At 70.0% G+C, this 21,915-nt stretch carries 21 protein-coding genes; 11 read left to right on the forward strand and 10 right to left on the reverse strand.

Annotated features, from left to right (window positions below):
• Positions 1-130 precede the first annotated feature (130 nt).
• The 3 genes from KF684_07845 (at position 131) to fahA (ending at position 3,593) form a co-directional block, all read left to right on the forward strand.
• Positions 131-1,195, forward strand: a complete 1,065-nt coding sequence (locus KF684_07845; protein MBX3352833.1) for a deoxyhypusine synthase — start codon at positions 131-133, stop codon at positions 1,193-1,195.
• Positions 1,196-1,266: 71 nt separating this feature from the next.
• Positions 1,267-2,217 (forward strand): hypothetical protein, encoded by a 951-nt coding sequence (locus tag KF684_07850; GenBank protein MBX3352834.1) that lies wholly within the window; start codon positions 1,267-1,269, stop codon positions 2,215-2,217.
• A gap of 23 nt (positions 2,218-2,240) precedes the next feature.
• Positions 2,241-3,593, forward strand: a complete 1,353-nt coding sequence (gene fahA / locus KF684_07855) for a fumarylacetoacetase (protein ID MBX3352835.1) — start codon at positions 2,241-2,243, stop codon at positions 3,591-3,593.
• A 9-nt stretch (positions 3,594-3,602) separates the two neighbouring features.
• Here the strand turns inward: fahA and KF684_07860 are convergent, their stop codons facing one another.
• A complete protein-coding gene (locus KF684_07860; protein ID MBX3352836.1) occupies positions 3,603-6,059 on the reverse strand; it encodes a thioredoxin domain-containing protein in 2,457 nt (818 codons plus the stop codon).
• A 180-nt stretch (positions 6,060-6,239) separates the two neighbouring features.
• Here KF684_07860 and rpmB point away from each other — a divergent pair, with 180 nt between their 5' ends.
• Entirely contained in the window at positions 6,240-6,515 is a 276-nt protein-coding gene (gene rpmB / locus KF684_07865; protein ID MBX3352837.1) for a 50S ribosomal protein L28, read from the forward strand.
• Positions 6,516-6,623: 108 nt separating this feature from the next.
• On the opposite strand, the gene KF684_07870 is transcribed toward rpmB, so the two are convergent.
• Positions 6,624-7,181 carry a tRNA (cytidine(34)-2'-O)-methyltransferase gene (locus tag KF684_07870; GenBank protein ID MBX3352838.1) on the reverse strand — a complete coding sequence of 186 codons (558 nt, stop codon included), beginning with the start codon at positions 7,179-7,181 and terminating at the stop codon, positions 6,624-6,626.
• A 153-nt stretch (positions 7,182-7,334) separates the two neighbouring features.
• Here KF684_07870 and KF684_07875 point away from each other — a divergent pair, with 153 nt between their 5' ends.
• Together KF684_07875 and KF684_07880 are read left to right on the forward strand one after the other, a co-directional pair.
• A complete protein-coding gene (locus KF684_07875) occupies positions 7,335-7,964 on the forward strand; it encodes a 5-formyltetrahydrofolate cyclo-ligase (GenBank protein ID MBX3352839.1) in 630 nt (209 codons plus the stop codon).
• Between the two features lie 106 nt (positions 7,965-8,070).
• Positions 8,071-9,363, forward strand: a complete 1,293-nt coding sequence (locus KF684_07880; protein ID MBX3352840.1) for a L,D-transpeptidase family protein — start codon at positions 8,071-8,073, stop codon at positions 9,361-9,363.
• 34 nt (positions 9,364-9,397) lie between these two features.
• Here KF684_07880 and KF684_07885 read toward each other — a convergent pair whose 3' ends face one another.
• Positions 9,398-9,868 (reverse strand): flavin reductase, encoded by a 471-nt coding sequence (locus KF684_07885; GenBank protein ID MBX3352841.1) that lies wholly within the window; start codon positions 9,866-9,868, stop codon positions 9,398-9,400.
• A gap of 240 nt (positions 9,869-10,108) precedes the next feature.
• On the opposite strand from KF684_07885, the gene KF684_07890 reads away from it, so the two are divergent.
• On the forward strand, positions 10,109-10,573 hold the full coding sequence (locus tag KF684_07890; GenBank protein MBX3352842.1) for a hypothetical protein: 465 nt from the start codon (positions 10,109-10,111) through the stop codon (positions 10,571-10,573).
• A gap of 417 nt (positions 10,574-10,990) precedes the next feature.
• Here the strand turns inward: KF684_07890 and KF684_07895 are convergent, their stop codons facing one another.
• From KF684_07895 to murC, 6 genes are all read right to left on the reverse strand, one after another.
• Positions 10,991-11,458 carry a transcription elongation factor GreA gene (locus KF684_07895; protein MBX3352843.1) on the reverse strand — a complete coding sequence of 156 codons (468 nt, stop codon included), beginning with the start codon at positions 11,456-11,458 and terminating at the stop codon, positions 10,991-10,993.
• 89 nt (positions 11,459-11,547) lie between these two features.
• Positions 11,548-12,396 (reverse strand): hypothetical protein, encoded by an 849-nt coding sequence (locus KF684_07900; protein MBX3352844.1) that lies wholly within the window; start codon positions 12,394-12,396, stop codon positions 11,548-11,550.
• An 18-nt stretch (positions 12,397-12,414) separates the two neighbouring features.
• On the reverse strand, positions 12,415-13,368 hold the full coding sequence (locus KF684_07905) for a hypothetical protein (GenBank protein ID MBX3352845.1): 954 nt from the start codon (positions 13,366-13,368) through the stop codon (positions 12,415-12,417).
• A gap of 53 nt (positions 13,369-13,421) precedes the next feature.
• On the reverse strand, positions 13,422-14,372 hold the full coding sequence (locus tag KF684_07910) for a D-alanine--D-alanine ligase (GenBank protein MBX3352846.1): 951 nt from the start codon (positions 14,370-14,372) through the stop codon (positions 13,422-13,424).
• Positions 14,369-15,328, reverse strand: a complete 960-nt coding sequence (gene murB, locus KF684_07915) for a UDP-N-acetylmuramate dehydrogenase (protein MBX3352847.1) — start codon at positions 15,326-15,328, stop codon at positions 14,369-14,371. Before murB ends, KF684_07910 begins: the two co-directional genes overlap by 4 nt.
• Positions 15,329-15,356: 28 nt before the next feature.
• Positions 15,357-16,904, reverse strand: coding sequence for a UDP-N-acetylmuramate--L-alanine ligase (gene murC / locus KF684_07920; protein ID MBX3352848.1), 1,548 nt, complete (start codon positions 16,902-16,904; stop codon positions 15,357-15,359).
• Positions 16,905-16,983: 79 nt separating this feature from the next.
• Between murC and KF684_07925 the strand changes: the two genes are divergently transcribed.
• The 4 genes from KF684_07925 to floA all read left to right on the forward strand — a co-directional run bounded on the left by KF684_07925 (position 16,984) and on the right by floA (position 21,146).
• Complete coding sequence (locus tag KF684_07925; protein MBX3352849.1) at positions 16,984-17,502, forward strand: NUDIX domain-containing protein; 519 nt, start codon at positions 16,984-16,986, stop codon at positions 17,500-17,502.
• Between the two features lie 75 nt (positions 17,503-17,577).
• Positions 17,578-19,509, forward strand: coding sequence for an ATP-dependent Clp protease proteolytic subunit (locus tag KF684_07930; GenBank protein ID MBX3352850.1), 1,932 nt, complete (start codon positions 17,578-17,580; stop codon positions 19,507-19,509).
• Entirely contained in the window at positions 19,506-20,024 is a 519-nt protein-coding gene (locus KF684_07935) for a hypothetical protein (protein ID MBX3352851.1), read from the forward strand. Before KF684_07930 ends, KF684_07935 begins: the two co-directional genes overlap by 4 nt.
• Before the next feature lie 93 nt (positions 20,025-20,117).
• Entirely contained in the window at positions 20,118-21,146 is a 1,029-nt protein-coding gene (gene floA, locus KF684_07940) for a flotillin-like protein FloA (protein ID MBX3352852.1), read from the forward strand.
• Between the two features lie 9 nt (positions 21,147-21,155).
• On the opposite strand, the gene KF684_07945 is transcribed toward floA, so the two are convergent.
• Positions 21,156-21,911, reverse strand: coding sequence for a hypothetical protein (locus KF684_07945; GenBank protein ID MBX3352853.1), 756 nt, complete (start codon positions 21,909-21,911; stop codon positions 21,156-21,158).
• Positions 21,912-21,915: the final 4 nt, after the last annotated feature.

Consider the following 21,915-nt stretch of genomic DNA (forward strand, 5'->3'; position numbering starts at 1 on the left):
GATATGGTTTGGCGAGCAGACGCCCCCTTCGGGGCGGAGAGAGAGTCGGCGCCCTGCCCCGCGCGGCGTGGCGGCGCACTGTGTGACCGGCGAAGGCGCCGGCTGGCATTTCACGCGTGAGGGCGATCCCATGACGAAGATCACGAAAGAGCAGCTCCTGTCCCGTCCCGTCGAGCACATCGACGTCGCGTCCTTCGACGCGCGCCCGATCGTCGACGGCTTCCGCCAGACCGCCTTCCAGGCGCGCAACCTGGCCCGCGCCACCGACATCTACAACATGATGCTCGCCGACAAGGACTGCGCGGTCATCCTCACCCTCGCCGGGTCGATGGTCTCCGCCGGGCTCAAGAAGGCCATCGTCGCCATGATCGAGAACAACATGGTCGACGCCATCGTGTCGACCGGCGCGAACATCGTCGACCAGGACTTCTTCGAGGGCCTGGGCTTCCGCCACTACATCGCGCAGTGGTCCCCCGAGAACCCGCTCGTCACCGACGAGCAGCTCCGCGATTTCCACATCGATCGCATCTACGACACACTGATCGACGAGGACGACCTGCGCGCGTGCGACGATGTCACCCGCGACATCTTCGACTCGCTGCCCCCGGGCGGGTACTCCTCGCGCGAGCTGATCGACGCGATGGGCGCCTACCTCGCGGACAAGCACCCAGAGATCCCCGGCGTCGTGCTCGCGGCCCATCGCAAGCGCGTGCCGATCTTCGTCCCGGCGTTCAGCGACTGCTCCGCCGGGTTCGGCATCGTCATGCACCAGATGGCGCGCCTCGACCAGCCCCACCTGATGTTCGATTCGGGCAAGGACTTCCGCGAGCTCACGCAGATCAAGCTGCTCAACCCCAGCACCGGCCTGCTCATGCTGGGCGGGGGCGTGCCCAAGAACTTCGCGCAGGACATCGTCGTCGCGGCCGAACTCCTCGGCAACGACGCGCCGATGCACAAGTACGCGGTCCAGCTCACCGTCGCCGACTCGCGCGACGGCGCGCTCTCGGGGTCGACGCTGCGCGAGGCGTGCTCGTGGGGCAAGGTCGACACCGTGCACGAGCAGATGGTCTTCGGCGAGGCCACCACCACCTTCCCGATTTTGGCCAGCGACGCGCTGCACCGGCGCAAGTGGGCCGGTCGCCCCGAGCGCCGCTTCAACGAGCGACTGGGCGCCGCCCTGGCCGGCAAGGCCTGATCCGTTCCGAGACACCCGCGCCGGGGTCCGCGAGAGCTGGCCCCGGCGATTCCCCTGTGGAGAAGCCCCGGATGCAGACCGTGCACGCGATGATGCGAGGCCTGATCGACTACGCGGGGCTCTTCCCGCCGGCGAAGCTCGAGATGGCCCCGACGGTGCGCAACTTCGCGTCGTACCGGGCGGACGCGCGCGACGAGTTCGTCTCGCGCCTGGTGATCCCCGTGTCGCGTCTCGACGAGTTCGAGGAGCACGCCGCCGACCTGCTGCCGCGCGATATCGGGGCCGGGGGTGGCGACGACGACGAGGACGGCGAGATCCTCGTCGACCCGTGGCGCATCACGGCGCTGACGCGCGGGGCCGACGACGCCGGGCTCGTCGCCGACCTCGATCGCATCGAGCGGTTCAACGAGAAGTACTCCGACCCCGACAACGGGCTCGCGGCGATCGACGCGATCGAGCTGAAGGCGACGACGGCGGAGGAGATCGACCGCGCCGTCGGCTCGATCCCGTCCTATCTGACGGCGGCGTTCGAGCTGCCCTGGACGATGCCCGACCTGCGCGGCGTGATCACCGCTGTCTCGGGCGAGGGGCTGTGCGCCAAGATCCGCACCGGGGGGATGACGCCCGACCTGTTCCCGCCCCCGGACGCGCTGGCGCGGTTCATCCGCACCTGCGCGATGGCGCAGACGCCCTTCAAGGCGACCGCCGGGCTGCACCACCCGATACGGCATCTGAACCAGGGCCAGGGCGTGACGATGCACGGCTTCGTGAATGTCGCGATGGCCGCGGCGATGGGGCTCGCGCTGCGCGCCGACGAGAAGACGCTGATCGAGGTGCTCGACGAGCGCGAGACGCGCGCGTTCGGGTTCAGCGACGAGGCGATCGTCTGGCGGGGGCATCGGGTGACGCTCGAGCAGATCGAGCGGACGCGCGAGAGCTTCTTCCTGTCGATCGGCTCGTGCTCGGTCGATGAGCCCCTGGACGACCTGAAGTCGCTGGGCCTGCTCGATGTGACGGTCTGAGGCCGTTCGCATACCCTGCGGGTATGACCAGCCCCGTTCATCGCAACACCGACCCGACGACCGACCCCGCCCTCCGTTCGTGGGTCGAGAGCGCCAACGACCAGCGCGCCGATTTCCCCATCCAGAACCTGCCCTTCGGGGTGTTCCGTCGGAAGGGGACCGCTGAGCCGGCGCGCGTGGGCGTGGCGATCGGCGACCGCGTGCTCGACCTGCGCGTGCTGCACGAGGCGGGGCTGTTCGATGGGGTGGTCGGGCTGGCGGGCAAGTCTGATTGTTTCGCGAGCGGGACGCTCAACGCGTTCATGGCGCTGGGGCGCCCGGCGTGGCGCGCGGCGCGCGAGCACCTCAGCCACCTGCTGCGCGAGGACAGCGACGCGCTGCGCGACGATGTCACGCTGCGCGCCAGGGCGCTCGTCGCGATGAAGGACGCCGAGATGCTCTTCCCGGCGCAGGTGGGCGACTACACCGACTTCTACGCCAGCGTGCACCACGCGACGAATGTCGGCTCGATGTTCCGCCCCGACAACCCGCTGCTGCCCAACTACAAGCACATCCCCATCGGCTACCACGGGCGCGCGAGTTCGCTCGTCGTCAGCGGCGCCCCTGTCAAACGCCCCAGCGGGCAGACCAAGGCCGACGACGCGAAGGACCCTGTCTTCGGCCCCTCGAAACTGCTCGACTACGAGCTCGAGATGGGCTTCTTCGTGGGGACCGGCAACGCGATGGGAACGACGATCCCCATCGACGCGGCGCCCGACCATATCTTCGGGCTGTCGCTGGTGAACGACTGGTCGGCGCGCGACCTGCAGAAGTGGGAGTACCAGCCCCTCGGGCCGTTCCTCGCGAAGAGTTTCGCGACGACGGTGTCGCCCTGGGTGACGACGCTCGACGCGCTGGCGCCCTTCCGCGTCGCGGGCCCGCTGCGTTTCGAGGGCGACCCCCAGCCCCTGCCCTACCTGACGGCGCAGAAGCCGATGGACGCGTGGGGTCTGGACATCACGGTCGAGGTGTGGCTGCGCAGCGAGAAGATGCGCAGCGAGGGCGTGGCGGAGACGCTCATCAGCCGCGGCTCGTTCAAGCACATGTTCTGGACGATCACGCAGATGCTCACGCACCACGCGAGCAACGGGTGCAACATGCGCCCGGGCGACCTGCTCGCCTCCGGCACCATCAGCGGCCCCGAGCCCGACTCGCGCGGGTGCCTGCTCGAGCGCACCTGGCGGGGCACCGAGCCCCTGAAACTCCCCACGGGCGAAGAGCGCAAGTTCCTCGCCGACGGCGACGAGGTCATCCTCCGCGGCTACTGCCTGCGCGAGGGGGCGCGGAGGATCGGGATGGGGGAGTGTCGGGGGGTTATCGCGCCCGCGGCCAAGTGAGCGGATCGCTCACGCTTCCTTCCTCGTCATCCCAACCTCCAAAACCGCCGTCATCGCCTGCAGGCACTCCCGGTCGTTGCACGCCTGGAAGCGCACGGCGACTTTCGGCTCGCCTTCCCACGCGTCGGTGGTGCGCAGGGCGGTGATGTCGAGGCGCACCGTGCCCGAGTGGACGAGGATGGGCGCGAGCGTGCCCTTGGCGATCGCTGGCTCGAAGGGGGTTCCGGCGGGGTAGTCGCACGAGAGGATGACGCCGCGGCCCCCGGTGACGCCGACCTGGAGGCCTTCGAGGCCGTCGACGCGTTTGCCGGTGGTGCTCTCGTCGTAGGGCTGGTTGGCGGTGATGTGGAAGCCCTCGCGGATGCGCAGTTCGATGGTGAACTCCTGCATGTCGCCCTCTGCGAGGTGGAAGCCGTCGACATCGGCGAAGACCTCGACGGGCGGGGCGATGGGCTCGCTGGGGTCGAGGTCGGGGCCGAAGCGCTCGGGCGATTCGGTCATGCCGAAGCGGTCGAGGAGCGCCGGGTCGAGCGCGAGGACGCGCCGGAGCGCGCGCGTCGAGTTGATCGCGCCCAACGGCGTGTCGTGCACGGCGCGGCTCATCGCGGCGAGGAGCCGGCCGGCGCGTTCGAGGTGCTTGTCGTCGCGCGTGATCTCGTGCGCGTCGAGGAGGGCGTGCAGCATCACGGACTGCCCGCTCGGCATGGCGCCGTCGGCGCGCGAGATGGCGCGGACGACCAGGTCGTCGCGCCCGTCGCGGGTGTCGAAGAGCGCGCCGGTGTCGGGGCAGGCGAAAAGAGCGAACGCTTCGTCGAGGATGGAGAGCGCGCGTTCGAGTTGGGGCGCTGTGCCCCGGTTGAGCCGGGTGGACGCGCGGTGCATCGCGATGAGCCCCTGCGCGAGCATGGCGTAGTCCTCGAGCACGGCGGTGGTGCCCACGCGCCCATCGCGCCAGACGCGCACGAGTTCGCCCTTGTCGTTGCGCATCGCGGAGAGGATGAACGCGGCGGCGCGGTTGGCGGCGTCGAGGTAGCGCGATTCGCGCAGCAGCATCGCGCCGTGCGCGAGGGCGCTGAGCATCAACCCGTTCCACGAGACGATGACCTTGTCGTCGCGCAGGGGCTGGGTGCGTTTGGCGCGTGCGCCGAGCATCTTCCAGCGGATCTGGTCGAGCCGGGCGTAGAACTGCTCGGTGGTCAGGTTGAAGCGAGCGGCGATCTCTTCGGGTCGTTCGCCCAGCAAAAGCACATTCTTCGGGGGCAGGTGCTCGTGGTGGGGGTCCTTGAAGTTGGGGCCGCGATCGAGGCCGTAGACATGGGCGGCGAAGGACGCCTCGTCGCTCGTGAGCGTCTGCGCGAGGTCGTCGGGCGTCCAGAGGTAGTTGGCGCCCTCCATGCCGTCGACCTCTGCGTCCTGCGCGCTGGCGAAGGCGCCGCCGGGGAGTTGCATCTCGCGGAGGGCGTAGTCGAGGGTGAGGCGGACGGTGCGCGCGTAGAGCGCGTCGGGCTCGTCGGCGTCTTCGCCGAAGGCCTCGCTGGCGCGCGCGTAGGTGGAGGCGAGTTGCGCGTTGTCGTAGAGCATCTTCTCGAAGTGGGGGACGACCCACGCGGGGTCGACGCTGTAGCGATGGAAGCCGCCGGCGAGTTGGTCGTGGATGCCCCCGAGGGTCATGCGGTCGAGGGTGTGCATGAGGGCGGCCTTGATGGCGCCCTTCGTCGCGTCGTCGACCGGGTCGGCGAAGCGGTCGAGGAGGAACTCGAGGAAGACGGGCTGGGGGAATTTGGGCCCGGAGCCGGCCGTGCCGAAGCCGCCGTAGACGCGGTCGTACATGCGCACGAGCGCGTTGGTGGCGCTGTCGATCTCGTGCGCGCCGAGTCGCACCGGGAGGGTGCGCTGGCCGAGGAGTTCGCGCAACATGTCGGCGATGCGTTCGGACTGCCCGAGGACCTGCTCGCGCTGGGTGTTCCAGGCGTTGGCTATGCCCCCGAGGACCTGTTGGAAGGAGGGCAGGCCGTGGCGCGGCTCGGGGGGGAAATAGGTCCCGGCCCAGAAGGGCTCGAGCCCGGGGTCGGTCTCGGCGCGTGCGCCGGGGGGTGTGAGGAAGACGGAGGTGGGCCACCCGCCGCGCCCGGTGAGGGCCTGGCAGGCGTGCATGGCGATGTCGTCGACCTCGGGTCGTTCCTCGCGATCGACCTTGATGCAGACGAAGTCGCGCGACATCTGGGCGCCGATGGAGGGGTTCTCGAAGGACTCGCGCTCCATGACATGGCACCAGTAGCAGGTGCTGTATCCGACGGAGAGGAAGATGGGGACGCGGCGGCGGCGGGCCTCTTCGAAGGCCTCGGGGCCCCAGGGGAACCACTCGACGGGGTTGTGGGCGTGCTGGAGGAGGTAGGGGCTCGACTCGCCGGCGAGGCGGTTGGGGCGTCGGTCGGCAGTCGGGGAGGGCGGGTGGACCGAGGACATCGGCGGCTCCGGGCGGGTCGGGAGAGGGGAAGAATCGCGTGGAAGGGGAGGGTAGCGCGGCGTCCGGCGGTGCTCAGCCCCTGAGGATCAGGGGGCCCGGCGTTTGGGCTTGCCTTTGGGGGGTGTGGGCCTACCCTTCCGCTCACCTGTTTGACCCACCCCGCCTCAGGAGGCGTTTCTATGCCGCGCGTGTGCCATTTCACCGGGAAGAAGACTACTTTCGGCAAGCGTCGCGTCTATCGCGGCCAGAAGATCACGAAGGGCGGCTTCGGTCTGAAGCCCACGGGCATCACGCGCCGCACCTTCAAGCCGAATATCCAGACGGCGGTGGCGCTGGTCGACGGTCGCGCGCAGCGGATCAAGGTCTCGGCCGCGGCGATCCGCGCCGGGCTGGTCGTGAAGCCGGTGAAGCGTCGCTACGGGTACACCCGTCAGCAGAAGCAGAACGCGGCGTAATCGACGCGGATTCGAGCGATTCTCAACGGCTCCTTCGGGGGCCGTTTTCATTTTTCACCGCAGAGGTCGCAGAGGGCGCAGAGAGGGGGGTGGCGCGCGAGGGGCGCATCACTGAAGCGTGTAGCGACCGTCGGGGTCGAGCGTGATCTCGGCGCGCGCGGCGCACTGGCGCAGCGCTTCGAGGACGACGGCGCAGACGGCGGTGGCGACATTGAGGGAGCGTTCGCCTTGGAGCATGGGGAGGCAGAGCGCGCGATCGGCGCGCACGAAGTCGTCGACGAGAGAGTCGGGCAGGCCTCGTGTTTCCTTGCCGAAGACGAGCGCGTCTCCCGGGCGGAGGTCGGCGTCCCACACCGGGCGCGCGGATTTGGTGGTGAAGGCCCACTGGGTGGGTGCGCGCGGCGTGCCGTCGCTGCGAGTGGGGAGCGCGTCCCAATACCGGACCCACTCGCTCCAGTCGTCGTGCTCGCGCGGCGCGAGGCGTTTCCAGTAGTCGAGCCCGGCGCGCCGGAGCGCGTGCTCGCTGGTGTCGAAGCCGAGGGGGCGCACGAGGTGGAGCGCGCAACCCGTCGCGACGCAGGTTCTTCCGATGTTCCCGGTGTTGTTGGGGATCTCGGGCTCGTGGAGGACGACGTGGAAGAGCGGGTTGTTGGTGGTGCGGGGCATCGGTGTGAAGTGTTCGCACGAAAGCATCGGTGATCCCGATGACGGGCGGGGGAGAGCAACCATTCCCCGAACGGACGCGTATAGGCGGGTGAACAAAAGTTAGGAAGGGCTACCTTTCGGCCCGATACTTCCTGACGAGTTCAAGGAGCGGTCGTGAGTGAATCGCTGGTCCAGGCGAAGGCAGCGCTCCGCGACGAGATGCGTCGGCAGCTGTCGGCTGTCTCGGCGGAGCAGGCGTCGGCGATGTCGCTGAGCGTGTGTCGGCGCGTGATCGCGCACGACGCGTTCCTGAACTCCGACACGATCATGATGTACCTGCCGCTGCCGAACGAGGTTGATGTCTCGGCGGTGGCGCTGCGTTGCTTCCAGACGGGCCGGACGGTGTGCGTGCCGCGGGTCGACTGGGAGCGCAAGCGGATGACGGCGATCGAGGTGCGCGACTTCGAGACGGGCCTGCAGGAGACGCGCAACGGGGTTCGCGAGCCGGTGTCGGGCCGTCCGATCCCGCTCGAACAGATCGGGCTGGTGCTGGCGCCCGGGCTGGCGTTCGACGCGCTCGGGTCGCGCCTGGGTCGGGGCGGGGGGTTCTACGACCGGTTCCTGTCAGGTGATCCGTCGAACGAGCGGCTTCGCAGCCATCGCTGGTTCACGGCGGGCGTCTGCTTCGATTTCCAAGTGGTGGATCGCGTCCCGACCGATGAACTGGACATCAGACTCGACGCGGTGGTGACCGATCGCCGGCTCATCGAGCCCACGCCGCGCCGGAGTTTGAGGGCGAACTGACGCTTTCCCCGGCGTGGATCGTCACATACCGTCGGCAGATCGCCCGCTTTGTCCGCGACACACGGAGGTTCGCGTTCTTATGGCTCTTGCGTCGCAAACCGCCCGGATGACCAGCAACCGGTCCTACATGATGTCGAACGCGTCGCGTCGGCGTCGTCGTGCGCAGCGTCGGAACCTCGCGATCGCGGTCGTGGGGATCGGCGGCGCGGTGCTCCTGCTGGGTTGGCTCGTCGTGCCGACCGGGGAGAAGGCGCCCCCGACCGACGCGATCGGCCCGGCGTCGACGCCCTCGCCGGTGGTTGCGAGCCCGTCGCCGTTCGGCCCGTCGAACGCGAACGCCGCCGATCGTGCCCCGGTGTCGCAGTCCTCGGCGCTTGCGCCCACGCAGAGCGAGAGCCGCCCGAGCGCGATGCTTCCCGATCCTCAGCCCATCGTGCGGGCCGAGCCCCCGACGCCGGCCAACGCGACGGTCATCGAGATGGGCGCGCCGACTCAGCGGAACGCCGAGCCCGACCTGGCGCAGGCGAGCGTCCCGGCGCCGACCGAGTCGGCCCAGACCCCTGCGCCGGCCCCGCGGCGCCCCCAGTCGTCGCCCTCGGGCGTGCTTCCCGCGTCGGCGGCGACGGGCGATCTGCTCGCGCGGGCCGACGCGCTGGTCGCGCAGGGCAAGCCGGTGGACGCGCGCGACATCCTGAACCGCGCACTGTTCGACGGCGCGACGCGCGAAGCGGACCGCGAGGCGATCCGCGCGCGCATCGCCGGCATCAACGAGACGGTCGTCTTCGGGCGCGCCGTCGTCGCTGGCGACAAGGTGACGGGCTCGTACACGATCGCGCCGGGCGATTCGCTCGCGCGGATCGTCAGCCGCGAGGGCCTGGACATCGACTGGCGACTGCTGGCGCAGGTGAACTCCATCAGCGATCCGCGTCGCATCCGCGTTGGTCAGTCGATCAAGACGCTGAAGGGCCCCTTCCACGCGGTGGTGTACAAGAGCAAGTTCCGGCTCGACCTCTACGCGAACGCGACCGACAGCGCCGGGAACCGGCTGTTCATCCGCTCGTTCCGCGTCGGCCTGGGCGAGGCAGGCAGCACCCCGGTCGGGGCCTTCGTCGTGCGACCCAACAGCAAGCTCATCAACCCGGTGTGGACGAACCCGCGCACGGGCGAGTACTTCGCGGCCGACAACCCGATGAACCCCATCGGCGAGCACTGGATCGGCCTCGATCCCGCGAACGAGGCGTCGGCTGCGTACACGCAGTACGGCCTGCACGGCACCATCGAGCCGGGCTCGATCGGTCGCGAGATGTCGATGGGCTGTGTGCGACTCGACGCGCCCGACATCGAGCTGCTCTACGGCTTCCTGGTCGAGACGAAATCAACGGTCGACATCCTGCCCTGACGGGCGCGATCGTCGCGCGATGGGGGGGCGAGACTCAGGCGCACCGCGCGGCGAGGACGAGGCCGACGTACATCGCGCTCTCGACCTCGAGGTCGAAGTGGCGGAAGAGTTCGCAATCGATCGACAGCGCCGAGCGGCGCAGGCAGGGTGAGCGCGACACCAGCCGATCGGTCTCGATGGTGTCGAATGGGTCGCCGAAGCGCTCGGCCAGCCCGTTGCTGAAGCGGCGCTCGAGGGCGCTCTGGTCGGGGCTGAGCATGTTGAGCGCGAAAGCGCGGCTGTCGCGGATCAGGGGCTCGATCGGGTGCCCCTTGCGCAGCGCGACGCTGAGCAGGGGGGGCTCGACCCCGGCGCGCTGGACCCATCGCACGACGACCCCGGCCCGTGCGTCCTCGAAGGACGAGGTCATGAGCCACAGCCCGCTGCCGATGCGCGACAGCGCCTCGTCGCGCTGGGGGGACGGGGCGGCGGGCTTGCGCAGACTGTCCGTGGCCTGACGCTCCAACGAAGCACGCTCCTGCGACCACGGTCGCGCCGCCCCTCCTCGGGCGTTGCGGCCAGGCCATCTCCATGACAGAAAGAGGCCGGGAAGCATCGTCCGGATCGGGGAGCCCCTTGATACACCGGGGAAAACCCCCCGACATCACCCAAATCGCCGATTTTTCGGACGGAAGTGGGAAAAAGGTGTTGCAGAGTGGGGGAAAGTGGGGTAGAGTGCTCTGGCTTAAACGAAGGGACCAGCCGCGTGCTCTTTACAGGGACCTACGAGCACACCGTCGACGAGAAGCAGCGGCTGGCGATCCCGTCGGAGATCCGCTCGCAGTGGAGCGACAGCGAAGACGGCGGCGCCTTCTTCGCGGTTCCCTGGCCTGGCGGCCTGCTCCGGCTCTACACCGAGACCCACTTCCGCAAGCTCGCGTCCAGTCGCTCCCTGACTCTGACGCCCGATGAGGACGAGGCGGAACTCCAGGCCACTTTGTTCGGCATGGCCCGGCGCCTCGAGATGGATAAGGCCGGAAGAGTCCGGCTCACCGACGACCACCTGACCCTCGCGGGTCTGACCAAGGAAGTGGTGCTCGTCGGCGCAGGAGACCGCCTCGAGATCCGCGATCGGGCCGAATGGAAGGCCAGCGTCGCGGACCGACTGAACCAGCTGCCGGAGCTCATCCGGCGCATCAACGCCAGGAAACAGCCCGACCATCGAGGCTGACACCCCGACCTCCACACGCCCGTCGTCGCGGAACACGCGACACGAGGCCTTCAAGGACGACCCGGCCCGGCGCAAGGACGCGCAGGGCAGACTCGCAAGGACGCGAGTCGAGACCGATGCCCGACGGGTGTGCGTGGGCCACCCTTCGGGCGACTGACTGATCGACTCCGGCGCGCACGGACGCGCGACCTCGGACGACCTCGCGAGATTCACGACGCACGGACGCGTCAGACGGATCGAACGAGGACAACCCAACGACGCGGCCCGGCGGGGCGCTCCCGTCTGCCCCGCCGCGCCGCGTCAAGGGTCACCCGGTCCGGGACACCCGGAGCATGTTTCAGACCACGCCGCGACGGAATCCCCTTCCGTCGCGGCGTTGTATTTTTCAGAGGGAATGGGGAGCAGGGGGGAGGGGGGTCAGGCGAGGATCTCGACGACCTCGAAGCGCTTGACGCCTCGCGGCGCGTCGACGCGCACCGTGTCGCCCACGCGCGACTTCATCAGGGCCTCGCCCATGGGGCTGTTGACCGAGACCTCGACGTACTCGAGGGTGACCTTGCCGGAGGGCTCGCCCACGAGCTTGTAGAGGTCGTCGTCGCCGCGGTCGAGGTCCTTGAGGCGCACGGTGGAGCCGATGAAGACGATGGTCTCCATGCCTTCCTGCTTCTCGACGACCTTGGCGCCGGCGAGGCGTTCCTCGAGCCGGCGGACCTCGGCCTCGTTCATGGCCTGGTCCTCGCGGGCGGCGTGGTAGTCGCCGTTCTCTTTGAGGTCTCCGAGAGCGCGCGCCTCCTCGATGCGCTTGGCGATCTCGGGCCGGACCTTCTTCAGTTCGGCGAGTTTCGCGGAGAGGGAGGCGTGCTCTTCGGGCGTGAGGAATTCCATGGGGTCGGGTCCGGATGCGAGAAACGAAGCGGCGAAAGAACAACCGGGCCGCGTGGGGTCACGCGCCCGGTGAATGGGCTGACGATGGCTCAACTGTAGCCGGAAACCGCCCGGTCGGGGCGGGGGCGCCGGGGGCTGCTGGGGCGACGGGGCCCTCGTCCGCTGGCGGCGCGCAGGGCGTCGGCGATTCCGGCGAGCAACCACAGCGCCAGCGCCGGCGCCAGCGGCAGCAGAACGAGTCTCCACGCGAGGTCGTCGGGGTACGGGCCGGCCGGGCTGGGATGCGAGGAGATCGCGAACGGCGCGCCGAAGGGCGAGAGCAGCAGCGCGACGCGCCAGCCCTCAGCGTCGAGCGGCGCGCCGGCATGCGCTGCGCCCCAGGCGTTCGCGAGCCCACCAGCCAGCGAGGCGGCACAGACGCCCAGGATCGCGAGCATCGAGAGCCCGCGGGCCGCGCCGCCCTCCCATCGCGTCGCGAGCGCGATCGCGCCGCCCACGAGGAGCGTCCACGACGCGACCGCAACGAGCATCGCGCCCGAAGCGTGCCAGTGCCAGCGCGTGAGGATCGAGGTCGAGCCGACGATCGCCAGACAAGGCGTGAGCACGATGAGCACGTCGACGAGCGCCGCCTTCGTGGGATTGCGCGGGGGCGCCTGGCTCAGCCGGAACATCGGCCAGACGACCGCAACGCCCAGGCACAGCATGGCGACGAGCATGCGCGACGAGGTGCGGATGTGCATCAGGTCGAACGAGAGCGAGAACGCCGGGCGAAAGAGCGTGACGGCGCACGCGCCCAGCAGGTAGCAAGACCACAGCAGCGCGAACCCTCGCGGCTCGCCGCGCCGGTGCGCCCAGCGGTCGGGGCGGTCCTTGGGCGCACCGATGAGCCACTCCTCGGGCGGCGGGTAGTCATCCTGATCCGGGGGACGGTCGCTCACGCGTGATTGTTCGCACGCTCAGCGGGTCTGGGTCTGGTCGATGTAGACGTGGGCGCCGAAGATCTCGATCCGCTGGGCCCCGTTGTCGATGCGCCCCTGCCCGGCGCCCGCCATCTGGACGAGCCGGGCGACCTTCTCCGCGGCGCGGACCTCGCCGGGCTTCTCGTCGCCCGGGGCGCTGCCCCAGACGATGCGCGAGCCGGTGTCGGTGACGATCAGCAGGCGCTGGCGCTGGCGGTACTCGGAGGCGTCGATCCCGGCGATCTGGCGCATGAGGTGGGGCGTCGGGCCGAACGCGCGCCGCAGCTCGGCGAGCAGCGCGAGCGAGGCCGGCACGTCGCCGCCGCGCCAGCGACGCCCGTACGCGAACCCGCGCGCCTCGTTCTCGGGCGGGCCGAACTGCGGGTTGAGGATGACGGGGATGCCCGGCCCTGCGCCGCCCGTCGGGTACGACAGGGGCAGCAGCTCGCCCGACGCGCCGACGAGGTGATCGCGATCGTTGACGCGCACCGCGGCGACCGGGGTGCGCCACTCGCCGCGCACGCGCACCGTGTTCTCGGGCAGGCGCCGGACTTCCGTGACGCGGCTGAACCACCCGGACGCGTCGAGCGTCGCACGCAGCGCCTCGAGCGAGTCGCGATCGAACACATCGGTCGACACCGTCTGGACGACCAGGTGCTCGAGCCGGCGCTGCTCGCTGGGGGGCAGCCATGTCGCGTTCGCGTCGCCCGGGATCGCCGGGTACTCGATCTTCGGTGTGACCGGCGCGGCGCGCAGCGTCGTGACGCGTTCCTTCAGCGGGCCGGCGCCCACGCCCGCCGTCAGCGCCAGGCCGACCCAGACGACGGCGAGCGTCGCGTTCGCGAGACGGCGCGGCTGCGAGAACCACGCCCCCCCCGAACGCAGCCGGGACGCGAGCGAGGGCCCTGCGGCTCTCTTTTTCGGCTTCTTCGGGGCGGCTTTCCTGGCCATGGCTGGTGCGCCTCCTTGCGCAGGGTCGTCGCGGGCGCGCGGGCCCGGTGGTGTCAGTGGTGGACCGCGTGGCTGTCGCGCATCGCGCATCGCGCGAGCTGCGCGCACAGGTCGGGCATCTCGAGCCCGATGTGCTTCGAGGCCATCGGGACGAGCGAGTGGTCGGTGAACCCCGGCATGGTGTTGATTTCGAGCAGCACTGGCTCGATCGTGTTTCCCCGGACGGGCTCGTCCGGCAGGATGAAATCGGCCCGCGCGAGGTGGCGCACGCCCAGCTCGCGCGCGAGCGTGAGCGACGCGCGCTGGATCTCGTGCACGAGCCACGGGTCGAGGTCGGGCTCGACGACGTACCGCGTGTCGTTGCGGTTGTACTTCGCTTCGTAGTCGTAGAAGCCGTCCTTGGGCGTGATCTCGATCAGAGGCAGCGCCGTCAGCCCCTCGCCGCTGTCGATGAGCCCGGCGGTGAGCTCTCGCCCCTTGATGAACGGCTCGATCAGCGCGGCGCGCCCCGACGCACGGGTCGCGTCTCGCGCGAGAACCCATTCCTCGCGAGTCCTGCAGATGTGCAGGCCGATCGTCGAGCCCTCGAAGTTCGGCTTCAGCACCAGCGGCAGCCGGATGGGGGGCTCGTCGTCGTCGGGGTTGAACACGCCGCCCCCCGGGACGAAGAGCTCCGCGCGGGCGGCGGCGAGTTTCGTCGCGAGCTTGTCCATCGCGAGGCGCGCCGCCGACGGGCCGCAGCCCACGTACGGGCGCCCGTCCGCCTCAAGGATGTCCTGCATCGGCCCGCCCTCGCCCCAGGGGCCGTGGAGCAGGGGCCAGACGACATCGGCCGGTCGCGCGCGCAGATCGCGGGCGCTTATCCGATCGATGACGACCTTCTCAGCGGTGAAGTCAGACGAGGCGTTGAGCGCGTCGGCGACGGCGGCGCCGCCGCGCAGCGAGACCTCTCGCTCGGCGTCCGGCCCGCCGCAGAGCACGAGGACGTGTGCTTGGCTCGTCACGCGAGGGTCCCGCGCGAATCGCCCCGCTTCCAGACCACGACCTCCGGCTCGAGCGCGACGCCGTGGACCTGCGCGACGCGTTGCTGGATGGCGCTCATGAGGTTGAGCACATCGGTCGCGGTGGCGCCCTTGTCGACGACGAGGAAGTTGGCGTGGACCTGGCTGACGGACGCGCCGCCGGCCCGGAAGCCCTTGAGCCCGGCCTTGTCGATGAGACGCCCGGCGCTGACGCGCTCCATCTCGCCGGTGGTCGGGTCACGCATCGTGGGGTTCTTGAAGGCGCATCCGGCGGAGCTGTCGCCCATGGGCTGCGAGCCCTTCTTGTAGGCCATGATCTCCTTGAGGCGCTCGCGCAGCGAGAACTGATCGGCCGCGAAGGTCAGCTCGAGCTCGACGCCCGTGACGATCGCGCCGCGCAGGCCTTTGCGATACTCGAACCCGATCTCGTCGTGGGTGTAGGAGCGCGTCTCGCCCTCGAGGGTGACGGCCTCGACGGCGCGCACGATGTCGGCGATCTGCCCGAACGCGCCGCCGGCGTTCATCGCGATCGCGCCGCCCAGCGTCGCCGGGATGCCGGCGAGCGCCTCGAGCCCCATCAGGCCGCGCCGCACCGATTCGGTGACCATCTCCATCAGGCGCGCGCCGCCCTGCGCACGCACGACGAACTTCTGTCGCGGCTGCGCGCCGTTCGTGTCGGGCCACTCGACGCGCTCGAGCTTCGACAGCGACACAACCAGCCCGTCCACGCCCTCGTCGGCAACGAGCAGGTTCGCGCCGTCGCCCAGCACACGCACCGGCGCGACGCCCTTCTCGTGCGCCCAGCGCAGCAGCGCCGCCAGCTCGTCGAGCGAGTCGGGGGTCGCGAAAAGATCGGCGGACCCGCCCACGCCGAACCAGGTCGGGATCGGCGCGTTCGGTTCGATCAGGCAGGGGGCGTCGTCGAGTCGGTGCTGCATAGGGGAACCCACGGGGGACATGCGTCGCTCACTCCTTCGAGCCGGTGTCGATCTTGAGGTACCCGTGGGCGATCTGCCACACCGGGCCGGCGCCCATGACGACCAGCAGGTCGCCCGGGCGGCACATGACTTCGAGCTGTTCGATGATCGCCTCGAACGGGTAGAGGTGCATCGCCTGGATCTTCCGCTTGCGCAGGCGGTCCACAAGGTCCGCGGCGCTCACGCGCGTCTTCTCGATCTCGCTGTCGCGCACGAAATAGATATGCGGCACGATCACCACGTCCGCCTGGCTGAACGCCTGGGCGAATTCTTCGAGCAGGAAACGCGTGCGGCTGTGCTGGTGGGGCTGGAAGACGCAGATCAGCCGCCCGTCGCGCTCTTCGGGGCGCTCGTGGTCGCGCAGCGCGCGCAGCGTGGTCTCGACTTCGGTGGGGTGGTGCCCGTAATCGTCGTACACGCGCACCCCCGAGCGGTCGCCCAGGTACTGCAGGCGCCGATCGACGCCGCGAAACCCCGACAGCGCCTCCGCCGCTTTCTTCGGGTCGGCCCCGAGGTAGGTCGCCAGCACGCACGCGATGGCTGAGTTGATCGCGTTGTGCTCGCCCGGCATCTGGAGCAGCCAGCCGGCGACCGCTTCGCGATCGTGGTGGAGCACGACGCGACGGGTCTGGGCGTCGTACTCGATCACCCAGTCGGCGCCCGGCGCGAAGCCGATGGTCTCGATGCGCGCGCGCACGCCGGCGGTCACCTCGCGACGGTGCGCTCCCTCGTGGGCGATGAGCAGGCGCCCGCCCTCGTCGGCAGCGGGCAGCAGCAGCGCGAACTCCCGGAACGACTGCACGACGGCGTCGAGCGACCCGTAGATGTCGAGGTGGTCCGCCTCGACGCTCGAAATCGACGCGATCGTGGGGTGCAGGTTGTGGAACGAGCGGTTGAACTCGCACGCCTCGGCCAGCAGCGCGCCGGGCCGGCCCGCGAGGTCGCCGGTGGGGATCGTCGCGCCGCCCAGCCGGAAGCCGGTGGGGGTCTTCCCATCGGCCGACAGCTGCGCGCAGGTCGCGCCGACGATGACGGTCGGGTCGATGCCGGCGTGCGTGAGCGCGACGCCAAGCATCGCGGTCGTCGTCGACTTGCCGTGCGTGCCGGCGATCGCGACGCCGGTCGTGCCCAGCATGCACTGGCCCAGCGCCTCGGCGTAGGACAGGACGGTCAGCCCGCGCCGGGTGGCTTCCATGTGCTGGGGGTTGTCGGGCTTGATCGCGGCCGACGCGACGACGACATCCACCTCGTCGGGGATGCCGCCGGCTGTCTGATCGAACCCCACGCGCACGCCGCGCCGGTTGAGGTGGTCCGTGACGGGGGAGGGGGTCGTGTCGGACCCGGCGACGATCCCGCCGCGCGCCTGCAGCATCTGCGCGAGCGCCGACATCCCGGCCCCTCCGACGCCCATCAGGAAGCAGCGCTTCCCGGCGACGTCGAACGCGCGGCCGGCGCGCGCGCCGCCCGAAGGGGATGAAGCCGGGTTGGAAGGATTGGACGCTGGCACGATCGGGGTGGCGGGAGTCGGGGCGTTCACCAAGTGTAAATCGGTCGGACGCGCAGCGACGGGCGAACGAATCGACATTTCCGCGAGGGCGGCGGGCTATTCTCCGCCGATGCCCGACCAATCCACCCCGACCACGCCGCTTCCCTACAAGATCGCTGTCCTCACCGACCTGCGCGATGCGCAGGGGCGGATCCTCCTCATCCGGCGCAAGAAGCACCCCAACTTCGGGATGTGCTCGCCCATCGGGGGCAAACTCGACATGCACACCGGCGAGAGCCCGGCCCAGTGCGCACGGCGCGAGATTCTCGAGGAAGCCGGCATCGAGGTCCCGATCGAGCGACTCCGGCTCGCCGGCATGATCAGCGAGACCGCGTTCGAGGGCAACGGGCACTGGCTCATCTTCTGGTATCGCGTCCTGGGCGCCGTCGAGGTCCAGACCCAGGAGATCCGCGAGGGCTGGCTCGAGTGGCACGATCCTTCCACGATCGAGTCCCTCCCCCTCCCCGAAACCGACCGACGCATCATCTGGCCCCTCGTGAACAAGCACGAGGGCGGCTTCTTCGCCGTCCATATCGACTGCGGCAAGGACCCGACCGACCTCCGCTGGGTCGTCGAGCAGGCGGACTGACCCCCCGGCCGCCACTCGGTCCGGATCTTCACGCAACCGGGGAGGGCGCATCCCCGATCTATACTTCAACGAACGATGCGAGCCACTCACCGACGAGCAACATCCCATCCGACGCTCGCGGCAGCACTCGCCGCGATCCGGGCTGTCCCCGCCTCGACGCTGCGCACCCTCGCGTGGGCGACCCTGGCGCTCGTCGCGATGGTCGCACCGGTGGGGGCCTTCGAGACCGCCCAGCCCGGCGCGCCGTCCGCCGCCCCCGCGTCGCGCCAGGCCGACAAGATTGCCGTCATCACCATCCACGAGCCGATCACCTCGGTCACCGAGTACAGCGTGCGGCGCCGCCTCGCCGAGGCCGAGGCGCGCGGCGCCCAGGCGGTCGTCTTCGACATCAACACGCCCGGCGGCGACCTCTTCGCCACCCTCGCGATCTGCAACGCGATCAAGGGCGGCCCGATCCCCACCACGGTCGCCTGGATCAACCCCGACGCCTACTCGGCCGGCGTGTTCATCGCCCTTGCCTGCCGTGAGATCGTCACCGCGCCCTACGCGACGCTGGGCGACGCCGCCCCCATCGCGATCATGCCCGGCATCGGGCTCCAGAGTCTCCCCGAGACCGAGCGCCAGAAGATCCTCGCGCCCGTCCTCGCGGAACTCGTGAACTCCGCGCGCCGCAACGCCTACGACGAGAAGTTCGTGCAGGGCTTCCTCTCGCTGGGCGCCGAGCTGTGGCTCGTCGAGGACACCCGCACCGGCGAGCGCTATTTCATCGACGAGCCCGAGTGGCGAACGGTGTTCGACAGCGACCCGCCGCGCATCTCGCCGCGATTCTCCGCCGGAGCGACCCGCGGCGCCGGCGCGTCCACGCCCGACACCCAGCCCCTCGTCGATCTGCCGCGACCTCGGGCCCGACCCGCCCCCGGCGAGCCACGAGGCGACGACAGCGAGTTCCGGCCCGCGATCCCCGGGCTCTCCGGCGAGACGCTCTCCGCCGTCTCCCAGAACCTCGACCAGCCCTCGCTTCGTCCTCAGTTCACCAGCGCCGACCGGGGGCGCTTCCGGCTCATCGAATACACCAGCGACGGCACCACGCTCCTCACGCTCAAGCAGGACGATCTGCTCCGCTACGGCTTCTCCTCGGGCGTGATCCGAAACGACGAGGAACTCAAGGCGTTCTTCGGCGCCAAGGAGCTCGTCCGCCTCGACAAAAGCGTCGTCGAGCACATCGTCTCGTTCCTGCGCAACAACTGGGTCCGCGGCGGGCTGATCGCGATCTTCCTCCTGTGCATGTTCCTCGAGCTGGTCGCGCCGGGCGTGACCGCGCCGGGGCTCATCGCGGGCGTCTGCCTGCTCGCGCTGCTCGCGCCGCCGCTGCTGCTCGGCGCCGCCGGCTGGTGGACCATCGCCGCCGTGGGCGCAGGCGTCGTGCTGCTGCTGGTCGAGCTCTTCGTGCTGCCCGGGATGATCATCTTCGGCGCAGTCGGGGTGCTCCTGCTGCTCGCGGGGCTGGTGGGCTCGTTCGTGAACACCAACGACCCGCGCATGGGCGACCAGATCGTGCACGGGCTGGCGATCACGCTGCTGGCGACCTTCGTCGCCGCGATCGGCATGTATTTCGTCGGGCGCGTCTACGGCTCCGTGCCCGTCCTCAACCGACTCGTCCTCACCGGCACGCAGGAACGACCCGAAGAAGGCGATCTCCTCGCGAGCGACCACGCTCCCGAGCAGGGCCTCGTCTCGGTCGGCGACGAGGGCGTCGCCACCACGCCGCTGCGCCCGGCAGGGTCCGCGCAGTTCGGCGACACGATCGTCGATGTCGTCAGCGAAACCGGCTTCGCCGACAGCGGCACGCGCGTGCGCGTGCTCAGCGTCACCAGATACCGCGTCGGGGTCGAAGCGCTCGAGACAGGCGGTCAACCCGCGCCAGGCGAGCGCGATAAGCCCGTCGACGCCAACGAGCCACCCGATCATCACATTGAGCCCGTCGACGGCCCGGAGACACACGCGTGAACGAGGCGCTCCTCTGGTGGGGTTTCGGCCTTCTGATCGCCAGCGCCGTCGTTCTGGCGCTCGAGCTCTTTGTCCCCAGCGGCGGGGTGCTCGGGCTGCTCTCCGCGGCCCTCGCGATCGTCGCGGTCGTCTGCTTCTGGCGGGTCTCCCCGGCCTGGGGCATGAGCTCGCTGCTGGCGGTGCTGATCCTCGGCCCGCTCGCGCTGGGGTTCTTCGTCAAGATATGGCCCGACACGCCCATCGGGCGCATGATGATCCTCGGGTCCAACGCGCCCGAAGAGCGAGAGCGCGCCGGGCGCGAGATCGCCGACGCCGCCAAGCAGGGCGAGATGGACGCCCTGGTGGGCGCCACCGGTCGCGCCATCACCGACCTGCGCCCCGTGGGCGTCGTCCTGCTCGATGGGCGCCGCCGCGAGGCGCTCGCCGAGGGCGCCTGGATCGAGAGCGGGAGCGAGGTTCGCGTCGTCCGGGTCGAGGGCACGCAGATCCGCGTCCGCGAAGCCGCGAAGGCCTGATTCCCCATTCCGGGGCGACGACGCGTCGCCTGCTTCTCTATACTCCGCCCCCATCCGGAGTCTGAGTTCCGGCCCGACCCGTAAGGAACCGCCATGCACCCGATCCTGCTCGCCGCCATCGTCATCGTCGGCATCCTGCTCCTGATCCTCTTCTTCGTTCTCCTCCAGTTCATCAACCTCTGGATCCAGGCGCTGTTCTCCGGCGCGAAGGTCTCGCTGTTCGACCTGATCGGCATGCGATTCCGGAAGATCGACCCGCGCATCATCGTGCTCAGCCGCATCCGCGCCGTGAAGGCCAACCTCAACATCGGCACCGCGCAGCTCGAGACGCACTACCTCGCCGGCGGGCGCGTCCCCAGCGTCATCACGGCGCTCATCGCCGCCGACCGAGCGAAGATCGACCTGCCCTGGGACACCGCCTGCGCCATCGACCTCGCCGGTCGCGACATCCTCGACGCCGTGCAGACCTCCGTGAACCCCAAGGTCATCGACTGCCCCGGCGTCGCCTCGGGTCGCGCCACCATCGACGCCGTCGCGCAGGACGGCATCCAGCTCAAGGTCCGCGCTCGCGTCACCGTTCGCGCCAACATCGCGCGACTCATCGGCGGCGCCACCGAGGAAACCATCATCGCGCGCGTCGGCGAGGGCATCGTCACCACGATCGGCTCCGCCAAGACCCACAAGGAAGTCCTCGAAAACCCCGATCGCATCTCCAAGACCGTGCTCTCCAAGGGCCTCGACGCCGGCACCGCCTTCGAGATCCTCTCCATCGACATCGCCGACATCGACGTCGGCCAGAACATCGGCGCCATCATCCAGGCCGACCAGGCCGAGGCCGACAAGAAGCGCTTCCAGGCAGAAGCCGAGAAGCGCCGAGCCCTCGCGACCGCCGTCGAGCAGGAAAACCGCGCCAAGGTCCAGGAGAACCGCGCGAAGGTCGTCGCCGCCGAGGCCGAAATCCCCCTCGCCATGGCCGAGGCCTTCCGCAAGGGCCAGCTCGGCATCATGGACTACCACCGCCTCAAGAACATCCAGGCCGACACCGACATGCGCACCGCGATCAGCGGCGGCACCGAAACCACCGCCCAGCAGCAGCAGTCGCGCAGCGGCTCCGGCTCCTGACCAAATCCCTCAGCGTTTCTGAGAAGCGTCGCGCAGCAGCACGCCCATCCGCGAGGCGCGGTACGCCTCGTCCGTGAGCATCGTCGGCGCGCTCGCCTCCGCCTCGGGCGTGCGCGCAGGCGCGGCTGTCACGCTGCCGGACCGATACCCGATCCCCCCGAACGCCGGTGGGGACGCGGGGGGCCCGGAGGACGCTGTGGATGCGTCGCTCACGCTGTTGCGCAGCGGGCCGCCTCGCCGCCCGTCCACGCGCGGGAACACCCGCGTCGGACCCTCGCCGAGCGCCTCGGGAGGCAGGCCCCCGGTGTAATAGATCGTCCCCGGAGGCACTTCCGGATACACGCCCCCGGGCCCGGCGACATACGACGACCGCTCGAACGCCGCGACGAGCGAACCGCTGATCCGGTAGAACCGCCCGTCCGCCCCGACATAGACGCGATCGAACCCCGTGGGCGTGCGCAGGTCCGCCTCGCCCCCGAGGTGGTACATGCTCGCGCGCGAGGGATCGAAGTCCGCGAAGCCCGGATCGACTTCGCGAAGCCCGCCCGCGCCAGGCGCGCCGACGAACCCGCCCACGCCGGCGTGGTTGGGGAAGAAAATCGACGGGTTGCTCCACTGCTGCCCGGGCCAGCCCAGCCCGCCGCCCAGCCCGACGCCGCCGTACGCGCCCACGCCGGAAGACTGCGCAAGGGCCCCGCACGCCAGCAGCCACGCGCCGGATGACGCGAGGGCGACAAGTCGTGCTGTGCGCGTCAGTGCGTGCATCCGT

The organism is Phycisphaeraceae bacterium, assembly GCA_019636675.1.
In the GTDB taxonomy this organism is placed as follows: Bacteria; Planctomycetota; Phycisphaerae; order Phycisphaerales; family UBA1924; genus JAHBXC01.